Genomic DNA, 13,371 nt, shown 5'->3' on the forward strand with positions numbered 1-13,371 from the left:
GAAATCAAACTATGAATCTACTGCCGCCAACCCTAGAAGGAACTCGCGTCACCTTGCTTCCTTTGCATGAGTCACATATTCCTGGACTGATCGAGGCTGCTAACGACCCTGCCATTTTCTCCTTTATGACACCCTTGCTTAATCCTGCCGAAGTTCACAAATTTGTATACCAAGCACTTAACGACCAGGAAGCGGGACAAGGAATCCCTTTCAGCGTCTACGATAGAGCTACAGATACCATCGTCGGCAGTACACGACTCTTCGATATTTCCATCCCTCATCGGAATTTGGAGATTGGGCACACCTGGTACAATTCAAGTGTTTGGAGAACTCGTGTGAATACAGAATGTAAGTATTTATTGCTTCAATACTGCTTTGAATCTCTAGATCTTCTGCGTGTTCAGCTCAAAACAGATCTTCGCAACGAACGCTCCCAAGCAGCAATTGCCCGTATAGGAGCCCAGAAAGAAGGTATTCTTCGTCAACATCGTGTGCTTCACGACGGTTATGTACGAGATACAGTTATGTTTAGTATCCTTGACAACGAGTGGCCGCAAGTCAAGCAACGACTAGAAGGCTTTTTAATCAAATAAACCTATGGGCAAGTGACTGGAAAGCGTTCATCCATGGCACTTGCTTCTTTTCATATCAATTCGCAGAAAATTTGTTTAGCGCAGTGACGTGCAGGTGTGAAAGTGATATAATAACTGGGAAAAAATGAATCGCTCATTGGAAGGAATGACCCAATCTTATGAATCCTTTGGCAAGTCAGTTAAACGAGACCCTGCAACGTGAAAATTCTCACGTACATGACATGCTTTCCGCATTAGGTAAATCGATTTACTTCCCGAAAGAAGGCATTCTCAGCCAATCGGCTGAAGCGAAGGCCAAAGCCAAGAAATTCAATGCTACCATCGGTATTGCGATCGAAAATGGTCAACCAATGCATCTGAAGGTCATTCAAGATACACTCTCCACTTACAATCCTAAAGATATATATGAATACGCTCCACCGGCTGGTAAGCCTGAGCTTCGTACAGCTTGGCGCAAAAAGATGCTCGAAGAAAACCCGGGCATTGGCAGCAAGCTTATCGGTAACCCGATTGTAACGAATGCTTTGACACATGGTCTAAGTATCGCTGCTGATCTTTTTGCAGACGTTGGTGATGCGGTTATTATTCCTGATAAAAATTGGGAAAATTACGAGCTTACTTTCGAGATTCGCCGCGGTGCTCAAATCGTGAACTATCCGCTCTATAACGAACAAGAGAGATTTAATTCCGAAGGACTACGCGACGCACTTCTCGCTCAGAAATCCAAAGGCAAAGCGATCGTCGTGCTGAACTTCCCGAACAATCCAACAGGCTATACGCCTGATGTGGAAGATGGCAATGCCATTACGGCCGCGATCAAAGAAGCTGCTGAAGCTGGGATTAACGTAGTTGTTCTGACAGACGATGCTTATTTCGGTCTTTTCTTTGAAAATTCCTTGCATGAATCCTTGTTCGGTCAATTGGCTGACCTGCATCCGCGTGTGCTTGCAGTCAAAATTGACGGAGCAACCAAAGAAGAATACGTTTGGGGCTTCCGTGTAGGCTTCATTACGTATGCGGGTCAAAGTGATGCACTTCTTAGTGCGCTCGAACAAAAAACAATGGGGATTATCCGTGCGACAATTTCCAGTGGACCGCATCCGTCCCAAACGTTCGTGCTTCACGCCTTGAACTCACCAGAATTCAATGCTCAGAAACAAGAGAAATACGAAATCATGAAAGGCCGCGCGAACCGTACGAAGTCCATTTTGGACAGCGGCAAGTTCGACGATGCATGGGGCTACTACCCTTTCAACTCCGGCTATTTCATGTGCTTGAAGCTCAAAACCGTTGACGCTGAAGCGTTGCGCGTACATTTATTGAATCAGCATGGTGTAGGCACAATCGCGCTTGGCGAGACTGATCTTCGTGTAGCATTCTCTTGCATCGAGGAAGGCAATTTGGAAGAGCTATTCAATATCATCTATCAAAGTGTTAAAGAAATAGAGACAGTTGCCGCAAGCAAATAGGCAGACAACGTAAAAAGAGGTGTCCCAGTAGCCATGAATGTGGCGGGGACCCTCTTTTTTTACAAACTAATGGACTTAGAAGAAGTCCGTATGGTGAATGTCTTCCCACTCCAAATGGAAGTTATATACAACAATTCATGTTCAGATTATCTTCTAGCCTCTTCAATTAGATGTAACTGTCATCCCATACCCGTCGAACATTGCGGAGGTGGAGCTACTACAAAGGTTGAACTGCTGCGTACATATCGCCCCTGCCCTACCTTGACCTCAGTTTCATCAAACTCCGCGACAAGCCCGCCGCCAATCATTTTTCCATCCATCAACACCAGGATGTAAGTTCCAAACAACATCGCATTCGTAAAATCTGCATCCCGATGTATGATATTCATAGGCCCCCCAGTAAATACTTTCCTATTATTTCTATTTATAAGCCACTATACCTTTTCCAGCATTACAGTATAGTTACACACAATCAACCCAGCGAAAAGGCATGGAAGGTTCCCTACCCTGTCGCCTATTGGCGCTCCCTGCCCCTCTATCCCAATCAAACAAGATCGAAGTTGATCTTACATCTGTTCGTTTCTTTCACGTTGGATCCTCGAAGGTGCCGTCTGCAGTCGCCCAACTGCTGGCAAAATGAGTATGGCTACAACAGCTAAAACCCCGATCGCTACAATCCTATTCCCTAACAAAAGTTGAACAATCAAGGAAAGCACAATCCCCCCTAAGTTGCCAAATAGCAGCAACAAGCCTGTGATCGCGCCGACTGACTGCGGATCGGATTTGGCCTCTGCCAGCGAAAGCATCACGGGTAAATCAGCCAGTAAAAGAAAACCGCACACCACCAGCAAGCTGATGAACATCCACTGGGGCATACCGACTGCAAGACCGATCAGAAGTAACACGCTCGCCACGAGTGAAAAGCGTACAACCACTCGCGCGCGCTGACCGCGCAGCGCCCATCGTGGCACAATCGAAGCGCCGACAATACCTGCGGCCGTCATAACACCGATGCCAATGCCGACTTGCTGGGCATTGTAACCAATAGCGCTGGCCAACACTTCAAGCCATGTCGCCAGTGTAATAAAAATGCCGAAGCCAGCGAACAGGAGCAGGCTGAACAGCCTTACCCAACGCTGCGACCATAGAGTCGCAATCGCGCTGAACCCTAACGTGCTGCTCGTTTCAGCAGCCGCATCGACCCCAAACACTGGCGCTCGTCTTAGCGCCACAAGCATAGCAACGGCGGCAATGACGCTAATGGCGCCTTGTGTCCACAGGACAGCTGACATCCCTTGCCATGTCAGTAAAAAAGGAACGGTGACGGTTGAGATAAGGATACCGACGAACAAACTGGCCGTACCAGCCGCAATCGCGTTAGCTCGTTGCTCTGGACGTACATAGAGCACAGCTAATTTGTTCACAGCATTGAGTACGAGAGGCTGACCTACGGAGATCACCATCTGTCCGATGAGCGCATATTCGTAGCCAGGTAGTATGCGAATAAGTGCTCCAACCGCAGTCAACGCAGCGCCAATGAGCAGCGATCCGCGAAACCAACGGTCAGCAGCCATGCCAAAAGGAATTGAAAGCAATACATAGACAAGAGGAAATACGAGTGATAACCAGCCTACGGCATCGACAGAAACATGCCACTCACTGGAAGCCGCCGTCGTAATCGGCGTAAATGTGACCCATAGCAGCTGAGTCACCGCCGCCAATAAAGCGTAAGCAGTAACGACCGTCCAGCGTGACCGAGTCACACCTGCACTTAGCTCCATCATCCAGACACCTCCCCATTTTCTTGTCAACCTTAACAGGTCACGCCGAAAATCTTTTCCAGATACCCGTTCAGCATAATACCGTCCGGATCCAACACCTCTCGTATATGACAAAATGGCTGCCACATCGGATACCTATCGTTTAGCTTATCTGCGTTAAGTGAATGCATTTTGCCCCAGTGCGGCCTGCCGCCGTGTTTCAGGAAAATGTCCTCCATCCCCGCAAAATAGTCCTCATGCGGCATTCCTTTATACATATGAATCGCAATGTACGAAGAATCCCTCCCGAATGCTGGACTCAACCAGATATCGTCCCCCTTAGCAAAGCGGCACTCTATCGGAAAATGAACGTTGTATTTGTCCTTCGTCATCTTCTCGCGCATTTCTTCAATGACGGTGGGCATGGCTTCCGCTGGAAGATTGTATTCCATCTCATTAAAACGAACGAGTCTTTGCGTCGCGAACAGGCGATGACTGTAATCCACTTTGCTGCCCACGGGCACTTGCGATGCGGATATCCGACTCACCGTTCGACTGAGTTTAGGAACCTTACGGCATAATTCGGACAGCAGACCGAAAACTGTATTTTCGAGTAGGACATCCCCGATATAATCGCGTACCTTGCGGCTCGTCACTGCGTGATCCGTGGGATTCATGAATTTCAGCTGACACGGTTCAGCGTAAGGAAACCAATAAAATTCAAAATGCCGATGTCCGCTCGCGATATCTGGCAGCTCCTGCAAGCATTGTTTCAGCGGCATGCGTTTGCTTTCGTACTTCATTATGTAAGCGGGTTGAAGCCTGAGCGTCACTTGCACAATAACCCCTAAAGCGCCAAGTGATACCTGCATAGCTTTAAACAAATCAGGGTTAGTCATTGGTGTACATGTAATTACCTCTCCAGCGCCAGTCACCATCGTCAGTCCCACCACTTGCGTAGCGATGTTGCCGAACTGCTGACCTGTGCCATGCGTCCCCGTGCTGATTGCCCCAGCGATTGACTGTACATCGATGTCGCCGAGATTTTCCTGTGCTAACCCTTGAGCGAACAGCAGCTCTCCAAGCAACTTGAGCTTTGTGCCTGCCCATACCGTTGCGGTCTGCTGCTCAGCGTCTACCTCAATTAAGCCTTGCATGCGGTCCAGGGTGATAAGCACATCATCCGATGCCGCAATAGGCGTAAAAGAATGCCCCGTTCCGACAACACGCAGCCTGCGTCCTTCTCGTCGGCATAGCAGCACTGCATCGACCACGGCTTCTATGGAGTCCGGATAAAGCACCTTCTGCGGCGTTGCCTGCACGATACCTGACCAATTCGTCCATGTCCCTGATTTGCCGATCATAGAAAACACGCTCCCATACCGCGATACGTTGGATATGTACTTACAATACTGCCCTGCGAAACCGCATATAGCGTAAGGAATCGCTCGCATAACTCTCCTGCTTTGGCATGACGGAAAAACACCGGATCGCCCAGCTCCAACTGGACTTCACTCCGCACGCGAAGCGGCGTTTGTACTTCACCTGCACCCTCCAAGGGAAATAACGCCAACCCTTCCGGTAAATAAGGCTTAGGCCGTTTGTCTATACCCGTTGGTCCCGAAGCCGTATAACCGCCGCCCATACAGGTCACGATATTCGGTTGTGGGCGTCGTACCACCTCTACCGCATACCCAGCGGCAGGCTTATAGCGAAACGACTTGTAGTTGTCGAACAAGCCAGGGGAGTAAAACCCAGATCCTGCAGTGATCTCTGTCACTGATACCTCTGCCCGTGAACTATCCATGCTGCCCGTACCTCCCGCATTGACGAAACGAAGCTTAGCTCCCATCGCTTCAAGCCCACGCGCCACTTCCTCTCTCCACTGTGCAGCTTTGCGAATGGAGGATTTTTTCAACCTGCGGATTAGCGCGTTTTTCACTACTTGCCCAGGCACATTATCGCCTACACCGGCAATCTGCGCCTCGTACCCCATAATGCCATCAAGCCGCAGCCAACTCGCTCCGAGTATCCGCTCTGCCACAGGGCGAACCTGCTCCCATCGGGTCAACGGCGATCGCCATACCCCAAAATGCAATCCAGGAAAATCCGTCGACATGTCGATGTCGATACAAACGGGCACAATAACCTGTTTAGCCCTCGCCAGCCGCCCTATGCGTTCAACATGCTCGATACAATCGACCATGAACGTAATCGTCTTGCCTTCACCTATTAACGAAATCACATCGGTAAGCCCCTCAGCGTGCCACTGCGGATAGCCTAGTAAAAGATCATCAAACCCTTGTCGGGCTAGAAAAGCAGCCTCCTCCGCCGTATAACACATAATTCCTTGGTACGTAGGATCAGCTGCCAAAATACGGCGAATCACATCCGGACAGCGAATGGACTTACTCGCCACCCGAATCTTCTTTCCCTCAGCTTCCTGCGCAATGGCCTTGATGTTAGCATCCAGTAGATCCAAATCTACGAATGCGAATGGCTTCGGTACATCCTTGAAAATCTGTTTATAGTACTCGTAGGATCCAATCATGAGAATTACCTCTTCCTAATGAGCCGTAATTAAGGCTTCGTCAGCCTGCGAATGATTTTCAACCCGATACGACTAGAGGGATATCGAAAAGGGATATCGAACCTCGTCGTCTGCTTTAATATACTTTTCATATGTGAAAATATGTGAAAACTCATTTCGCCATGATAGCTACCCATTCCGCTCTCGCCGACGCCGCCAACAGGCAAATGTGTAGAACCAAAATGCATCAGTGTATCATTGACACAACCGCCGCCGAATGAAATTTGCTCGAGCATGACATCTTGGACTTTTTTATCCTCCGAAAATACATACAGTGCCAGCGGCTTCGGCCTAGCTTGGATTAAGCTTACTACTTCATCCAGATTGTCATAGGTTAGAACAGGAAGTATAGGGCCGAAAATCTCCTCCTGCATGACTGGCATATCCCATGTGATATTTTCAAGTACCGTCGGTTCGATTTGCAGCGTCTGATCGTCAGCTAACCCACCAATAGCGACCTTTCCATCATTCAAAAAGTGACGCAACCGTTCGTAATGACGGCGAGAGATAATTTTGCCGTAATCAGGGCTTTGCAGCGGCTTGTCGCCATAGAAAGATTTGATAGCCTCTTGCAAATAGGCCAGCAGCTTATCTTTCACACTCCGATGCACAAGCAAATAGTCTGGAGCCACGCAAGTCTGTCCCGCATTAGAGAACTTCCCAAAGGCGATACGCTGCGCCGCCAGCTTTATATGTGCGTCATGATGTACGATGCATGGGCTCTTTCCGCCGAGCTCTAGCGTGACTCGTGTAAGATGCTTCGCTGCTGCCTCCATCACGATTTTCCCAACGGCTACGCTGCCTGTAAAAAAGATTTTGTCAAACGGCTGCTCCAGGAGCGCTCGACTTTCTTCCACACCACCTTCCACAACCGCAATATATTGCGGTTCGAAGGTAGCGCGTACGATCGAGGTCATCACAGCAGATACCGCTGGCGCTAGCTCTGACGGCTTTAACACAACCGTATTGCCAGCCGCAATTGCCCCTACTAACGGATCAAATGCCAGCATAAACGGATAATTCCATGGAGCAATGATTAATGCCGCCCCCAGTGGCTCAGGGATTATGTAGCTGCGACTCCCCGAATGCGTCATCGGCGATTTCACTTTCTTCGGCTTCATCCAACGTTTCAGATGCTTGATGACATGAGCTATTTCTTGATAAACGATGCCTATTTCAAAAGCGTACGCTTCCTTCTCTCCTTTATTCAAATCGGTGCGCAGCGCCTGAATAATCTCTAATTCCCGATCGACAATCGCTTGTTTCAGCTTTTTGAGCTGTGTAAGTCGAAAAGCGAGTCCTCGTGTCGAACCGGAGAGATAGTACTTCTTTTGTTGATCCATTAATTGGCTTATCGTCATGCGAATCTCCTTCTTTCGAATATTTATATTCTGGTTGTGCATTCACAGTCATTAATGAAAACGTTTACAAATATCAACATTAAACAATTACGTAATCCTATAAGTTTACCATCCCAATCGCCACAGTGACAATATCAGGATACCTCTCCAATCATGTTTCGTCATATCGAGAAATAACCCTGATTGCTCAAGACTTCTGAAAAAATAAGAAAAACCCTTATTCCAAAGGGTTTTTCTTATACAAATGGGATGCGGTAAGAGGGATTTGAATAGTAGGACCAGCAGCTCTGCTGTCACCTGTTACTTCTTGCTTTTATTCGCTTTGTTACACTTCGTTTAGCTTTTATCTTTTTCTTTATGAAGTATTTTTTTCTTCCTTTTAAATTTGTTCTTCTTTGCAATTTTATATTTTTTCTTCTTCTTAGCAATTTTAAATTTGTTCTTCTTCTAAGCAGTTTTAATTTTTTTCTTCCTCTTAGCAGTTTTAATTTTCTTCCTCTTAGCAGTTTTAATTTTCTTCCTCTTAGCCGTTTTAATTTTCTTCCTCTTAGCAATTTAAATTTTCTTCCTCTTAGCCGTTTTAACTTTACTCGTCTTTTCATAAATTCATTAATTTTCTGTTCATACAACGTGATATATTGATCCACCATTATAGCAGTCGTGAACTTGGTAAGCACATATTCTCTTAGGACATGTGGTGGCGGGAATGGCTCATGTAAAGCTTTGTGCGCAAGTTCATCTATGCTATTACATACTAACTGAGGAAAGCCTTCAAGTACCTCTAAGGCTGCACCATTGTTCAAGGCTAGCACGGGGGTGCCTGAAATCATAGCCTCAATCAATACAAGTCCAAAAGGCTCCTTCCAAATAGACGGAAAGAGGACACATCGAGCTCTCTTAAGGAGCTCCTGCTTTTGTTTACTTGCAACAGCACCTATATAGTGAATGTTTTCATTATTATCAATACGGGGCTGTAAAATGTTTCGGAAATATTCTTCATCTTTAATAGGTCCGGCTATAATTAGCTTTTGGTGATTGCGTTCAGCAACTTCAATTGCATGAATGACGCCTTTGTCGGGGAGTATCCTCCCAATAAACAATAAATAGTCATCTTTTTCTTCACTGTACTCGTATTCATCTGGATTAATTCCGTTGTGAACAACTAGGCCTTTGACGCCTGCATTCATCCGAGCAGCGTGACTGACATAAACGGAATCATGGAATTCAATATTGGTAGGTAAATGATGAGTGGGTAACACGGGAATTCCCATTTTTCTTAATCTGACAATAGAAGAAAAAGTGTGGTCATGAATCAGATCTACTTTCGAAGGTCTTGTTTTACGGATAAATGCGGGTAAGTGTCGATCTTCGAAATATTTGGGGAAGGGTACTACCTTTGCTGAAACTTTACTTCCCTTAGGAGCGTATAAAACAACCTTATGTCCACGTTTTACCAATTCCTGTGTAATTTCGTAAACCATTTTCTCTGTTCCAGCTGTGTCAACAGCTGATACAGGGCTACAGATTGGTGAAATGACTTGTATGATTCTTAAGGCTCGCTTATTTTTAGTTGCATATTTTGTTTCATTTTTTGCTGCATATTTTGTTTCATACTTTGTTGCATCCATTGGCGTGCTCATATTAAATAAACCATATAAGTCACGAATCTCTTTAGTTTCAACTGCTTTGCGATTGTACTCTCCACCGCTTAATAGTTCTCGATGCTTCCTTGCATATTCCCAGAAATGATCAGCATACTCCGGTTTGAAATCAATATAATAATTAATGCATTTGGTTACAAAAAAGAGAATTTCTTCTTTAAAACTATTATTCAACTGTGCATGTTCGATTAAACGGTCCCAGGCTCGTAAAATATCTAACACTTTGGGTCCGCTGCTATTTGCGATAGAACCTGGTCTAGACCTTTTGTAATAATATAAAGGAATATTCAAATAAGCTGGTATATTCGCTAGACTGATCAGAATTGGAGTTGATGCAACATCCTCATACCAAATATTTAAATATTCAATTTTTTGTAATAATTCCTTTTTGTAGAGTTTATTCCAAGGAACCACTTGAGCATAAAGAATAGCCTGCTTTTGTGTAAAGACGTCTTGTGAAAATCCCTTCTCTGGAATTGTCAGATCTTCATCTTCATACCTACTAAAATAATCACAAATTACCATGTCATGCCCGTCTAAAGCTTTCGTATACAACAACTCAAACATATTGTTAGCAATCCAATCGTCCGAGTCAACGAAACCGATATAGTCGCCTCTAGACTGAGCAATCCCTACATTCCGAGAGTTACCTACACCTTGGTTTTCAGCAAAGTGAATACTTATTATACGTTCAGGTTCCTGTTTCACGAACCCATTAATAATTTCGGAAGAATGGTCTGATGAACCATCATTGATAATAACTAACTCCATGACATTCCATATGGTTTGGTCAATTATTGATTGCAAACACTTACTGAGGAATTCCCCAGTATTGAATACAGTGACGATAACTGAAATTTTGGGGCGAACTTGTGTTTCTACTTTTGAAATGATCTCATTCGAGCCAAGAATAGGTTTCCCCTCCTCTACTGTTGAATTTCATACATTCATATTCCTATATTTAATTATGGCTTGTGTATTTGCTGACTTCTCCTATAAATAGGTAGTATTATTACCTAAGCGAAGCCCCAAGTAACGGGCAATCCATTATTACTGCATTCTTCCATCTGTACTAAAATAGATAAAAACCCTTACTAGGTAAGGGTTTCAAGATAATAAAACTGTAATACTTCATTCTTTCCATCTGTTATAAAACAGAAAAAACCCTTATATATCAAGGGTTTCAGACTTGTAAAGCTAGGATGCGGTCGGAGGGATTTGAACCCTCACGCCTTGTGAGCGCCACCCCCTCAAGATGGTGTGTCTGCCGTTCCACCACGACCGCTTATGAAAGTATACTGGGGATCTAGGATTTGAACCTAGGCATGACGGAGTCAAAGTCCGTTGCCTTACCGCTTGGCTAATCCCCATTATAAAGGGAAAAGGGCGACCGATGGGACTTGAACCCACGAATGCCGGATCCACAAACCGGTGCGTTAACCCCTTCGCCACGATCGCCACAGTAGGAATATTATTCCCTTAAAACTAGATACGAAACTTCAACGTAAAGTTAGACGTTCTTAGGATTTTCTTGGCCCCAATCAAGTAGTGTCTAAACTTATTATCGAAGTAATGCTAAGGAGCAAGACCGCGTTATAAGGTAAGTTTAGACGCCGATCGAGTTTACAACTCGATGCGGACGGAATTCGCTTCAAAGCTTATCTTCACTTGGTTGGGATTAGGTTAAGCCCTCGACCGATTAGTATTCGTCAGCTGCATACGTTGCCGCACTTCCACCTCGAACCTATCAACCTCGTCGTCTACAAGGGGTCTTACATACTGGGAAATCTCATCTTGAGGGGGGCTTCGCGCTTAGATGCTTTCAGCGCTTATCCCCTCCGTACATAGCTACCCAGCGATGCCTCTGGCGAGACAACTGGTACACCAGCGGTACGTCCATCCCGGTCCTCTCGTACTAAGGACAGCTCCTCTCAAATTTCCTACGCCCGCGACAGATAGGGACCGAACTGTCTCACGACGTTCTGAACCCAGCTCGCGTACCGCTTTAATGGGCGAACAGCCCAACCCTTGGGACCTACTTCAGCCCCAGGATGCGATGAGCCGACATCGAGGTGCCAAACCTCCCCGTCGATGTGGACTCTTGGGGGAGATAAGCCTGTTATCCCCAGGGTAGCTTTTATCCGTTGAGCGATGGCCCTTCCATTCGGTACCACCGGATCACTAAGTCCGACTTTCGTCCCTGCTCGACTTGTAGGTCTCGCAGTCAAGCTCCCTTATGCCTTTGCACTCTGCGAATGATTTCCAACCATTCTGAGGGAACCTTTAAACGCCTCCGTTACATTTTAGGAGGCGACCGCCCCAGTCAAACTGCCCACCTGACACTGTCCCCATACCGGATCACGGTACCAGGTTAGAACTCCGATACGATCAGGGTGGTATCCCAACGATGCCTCCACCCAAGCTGGCGCTCAGGCTTCAAAGGCTCCCACCTATCCTGTACAGATCGTACCAAAGTCCAATATCAAGCTGCAGTAAAGCTCCATGGGGTCTTTCCGTCTTGTCGCGGGTAACCTGCATCTTCACAGGTATTAAAATTTCACCGGATCTCTCGTTGAGACAGCGCCCAAGTCGTTACGCCATTCGTGCGGGTCAGAATTTACCTGACAAGGAATTTCGCTACCTTAGGACCGTTATAGTTACGGCCGCCGTTTACTGGGGCTTCAATTCATAGCTTCGGGTTGCCCCTAACCACTCCTCTTAACCTTCCAGCACCGGGCAGGCGTCAGCCCGTATACTTCGCCTTGCGGCTTCGCACAGACCTGTGTTTTTGCTAAACAGTCGCTTGGGCCTTTTCACTGCGGCCCCCTCGGGCTATTCACCCTACCGAGGCACCCCTTCTCCCGAAGTTACGGGGTCATTTTGCCGAGTTCCTTAACGAGAGTTCTTCCGCGCGCCTTAGAATTCTCTTCTCACCCACCTGTGTCGGTTTGCGGTACGGGCACCTTCGCCTGGCTAGAAGCTTTTCTTGGCAGTGTGAACTCATGACCTTCGGTACTTAAATTTCCCTCCCCATCACAGCCCAGCCTTACGATGTGCGGATTTGCCTACACACCAGCCTCACTGCTTGGACGAGCATCCATCAGCTCGCGTCACTATCCTTCTGCGTCACTCCATTGCTCATAACGGCTACGGTGGTACAGGAATTTCCACCTGTTGTCCATCGACTACGCCTTTCGGCCTCGCCTTAGGTCCCGACTTACCCTGAGCGGACGAGCCTTCCTCAGGAACCCTTAGGTTTTCGGCGGATCAGATTCTCACTGATCTTTTCGTTACTTATACCGGCATTCTCACTTGTATGCGCTCCACCTGTCCTTACGGTCAGAATTCAACGTACATACAACGCTCCCCTACCCATGCACCAAGGTGATGCAAGCCATAGCTTCGGTGGCGTGTTTAGCCCCGTTACATTTTCGGCGCAGAGTCACTCGACCAGTGAGCTATTACGCACTCTTTCAATGGTGGCTGCTTCTAAGCCAACATCCTGGTTGTCTGTGCAACTCCACATCCTTTCCCACTTAACACACACTTGGGGACCTTAGCTGATGGTCTGGGCTGTTTCCCTTTTGACAATGGATCTTAGCACTCACTGTCTGACTCCCGGACTTAAGTTTGTGGCATTCAGAGTTTGACTGGACTTGGTAACCCTTGGCGGGCCCCGCACCCAATCAGTGCTTTACCTCCACAACTCAACATCCGAGGCTAGCCCTAAAGCTATTTCGGGGAGAACCAGCTATCTCCGAGTTCGATTGGAATTTCTCCGCTACCCCCACCTCATCCCCGAATTTTTCAACATTCGTGGGTTCGGGCCTCCAGTGAGTGTTACCTCACCTTCACCCTGGACAGGGGTAGATCACACGGTTTCGGGTCTACGTCCACGTACTAAAGCGCCCTATTCAGACTCGCTTTCGCTGCGGCT

The 13,371-nt window shown here is 46.9% G+C and carries 8 protein-coding genes, 3 tRNA genes and 1 rRNA gene (1 of these 12 only partly in view); 2 read left to right on the forward strand and 10 right to left on the reverse strand.

The features are described 5' to 3' along the window. The first annotated feature begins 11 nt into the window (after positions 1–11). Positions 12–593, forward strand: a complete 582-nt coding sequence (locus ACSQ8O_RS21075) for a GNAT family N-acetyltransferase (RefSeq protein WP_436243237.1) — start codon at positions 12–14, stop codon at positions 591–593. A 158-nt stretch (positions 594–751) separates the two neighbouring features. Beyond that, complete coding sequence (locus tag ACSQ8O_RS21080; RefSeq protein ID WP_436243238.1) at positions 752–2,062, forward strand: aminotransferase class I/II-fold pyridoxal phosphate-dependent enzyme; 1,311 nt, start codon at positions 752–754, stop codon at positions 2,060–2,062. A 179-nt stretch (positions 2,063–2,241) separates the two neighbouring features. On the opposite strand, the gene ACSQ8O_RS21085 is transcribed toward ACSQ8O_RS21080, so the two are convergent. The 10 genes from ACSQ8O_RS21085 to ACSQ8O_RS21130 form a co-directional block, all read right to left on the reverse strand. Beyond that, positions 2,242–2,451 (reverse strand): hypothetical protein, encoded by a 210-nt coding sequence (locus ACSQ8O_RS21085; protein WP_056610201.1) that lies wholly within the window; start codon positions 2,449–2,451, stop codon positions 2,242–2,244. Positions 2,452–2,628: 177 nt separating this feature from the next. Next, a complete protein-coding gene (locus ACSQ8O_RS21090; protein ID WP_436243239.1) occupies positions 2,629–3,846 on the reverse strand; it encodes an MFS transporter in 1,218 nt (405 codons plus the stop codon). 29 nt (positions 3,847–3,875) lie between these two features. Then, positions 3,876–5,186, reverse strand: a complete 1,311-nt coding sequence (locus ACSQ8O_RS21095; protein ID WP_436243240.1) for a D-arabinono-1,4-lactone oxidase — start codon at positions 5,184–5,186, stop codon at positions 3,876–3,878. Next, positions 5,183–6,370: an amino acid deaminase/aldolase gene (locus ACSQ8O_RS21100; RefSeq protein WP_436243923.1), complete on the reverse strand. Its 1,188-nt coding sequence runs from the start codon at positions 6,368–6,370 to the stop codon at positions 5,183–5,185. Before ACSQ8O_RS21100 ends, ACSQ8O_RS21095 begins: the two co-directional genes overlap by 4 nt. 32 nt (positions 6,371–6,402) lie before the next feature. Continuing rightward, positions 6,403–7,773: an aldehyde dehydrogenase gene (locus ACSQ8O_RS21105; protein ID WP_436243241.1), complete on the reverse strand. Its 1,371-nt coding sequence runs from the start codon at positions 7,771–7,773 to the stop codon at positions 6,403–6,405. A 293-nt stretch (positions 7,774–8,066) separates the two neighbouring features. Beyond that, positions 8,067–10,346, reverse strand: coding sequence for a glycosyltransferase (locus tag ACSQ8O_RS21110; RefSeq protein WP_436243924.1), 2,280 nt, complete (start codon positions 10,344–10,346; stop codon positions 8,067–8,069). 291 nt (positions 10,347–10,637) lie between these two features. After that, a tRNA-Leu gene (locus ACSQ8O_RS21115) sits at positions 10,638–10,719 on the reverse strand. Between the two features lie 13 nt (positions 10,720–10,732). Further along, positions 10,733–10,804: transfer RNA gene (locus tag ACSQ8O_RS21120), tRNA-Gln, on the reverse strand. Between the two features lie 15 nt (positions 10,805–10,819). Next, positions 10,820–10,892 (reverse strand) — tRNA-His (locus tag ACSQ8O_RS21125). Positions 10,893–11,113: 221 nt separating this feature from the next. Then, positions 11,114–13,371 (reverse strand): 23S ribosomal RNA (locus ACSQ8O_RS21130) (it continues 660 nt past the right edge of the window).

It is taken from the genome of Paenibacillus sp. LjRoot56, assembly GCF_964253335.1.
GTDB classification, from domain to species: Bacteria; Bacillota; Bacilli; order Paenibacillales; family NBRC-103111; genus Paenibacillus_E; species Paenibacillus_E allorhizoplanae.

What these genes read in the sequence shown, in the direction of transcription:
- ACSQ8O_RS21075 (WP_436243237.1), top strand. Translation starts at nt 12, where the DNA reads ATGAATCTACTGCCGCCAACCCTAGAAGGAACTCGCGTCACCTTGCTT.
- ACSQ8O_RS21080 (WP_436243238.1), top strand. Translation starts at nt 752, where the DNA reads ATGAATCCTTTGGCAAGTCAGTTAAACGAGACCCTGCAACGTGAAAAT.
- ACSQ8O_RS21085 (WP_056610201.1), bottom strand. Translation starts at nt 2,451, where the DNA reads ATGAATATCATACATCGGGATGCAGATTTTACGAATGCGATGTTGTTT.
- ACSQ8O_RS21090 (WP_436243239.1), bottom strand. Translation starts at nt 3,846, where the DNA reads ATGATGGAGCTAAGTGCAGGTGTGACTCGGTCACGCTGGACGGTCGTT.
- ACSQ8O_RS21095 (WP_436243240.1), bottom strand. Translation starts at nt 5,186, where the DNA reads ATGATCGGCAAATCAGGGACATGGACGAATTGGTCAGGTATCGTGCAG.
- ACSQ8O_RS21105 (WP_436243241.1), bottom strand. Translation starts at nt 7,773, where the DNA reads ATGACGATAAGCCAATTAATGGATCAACAAAAGAAGTACTATCTCTCC.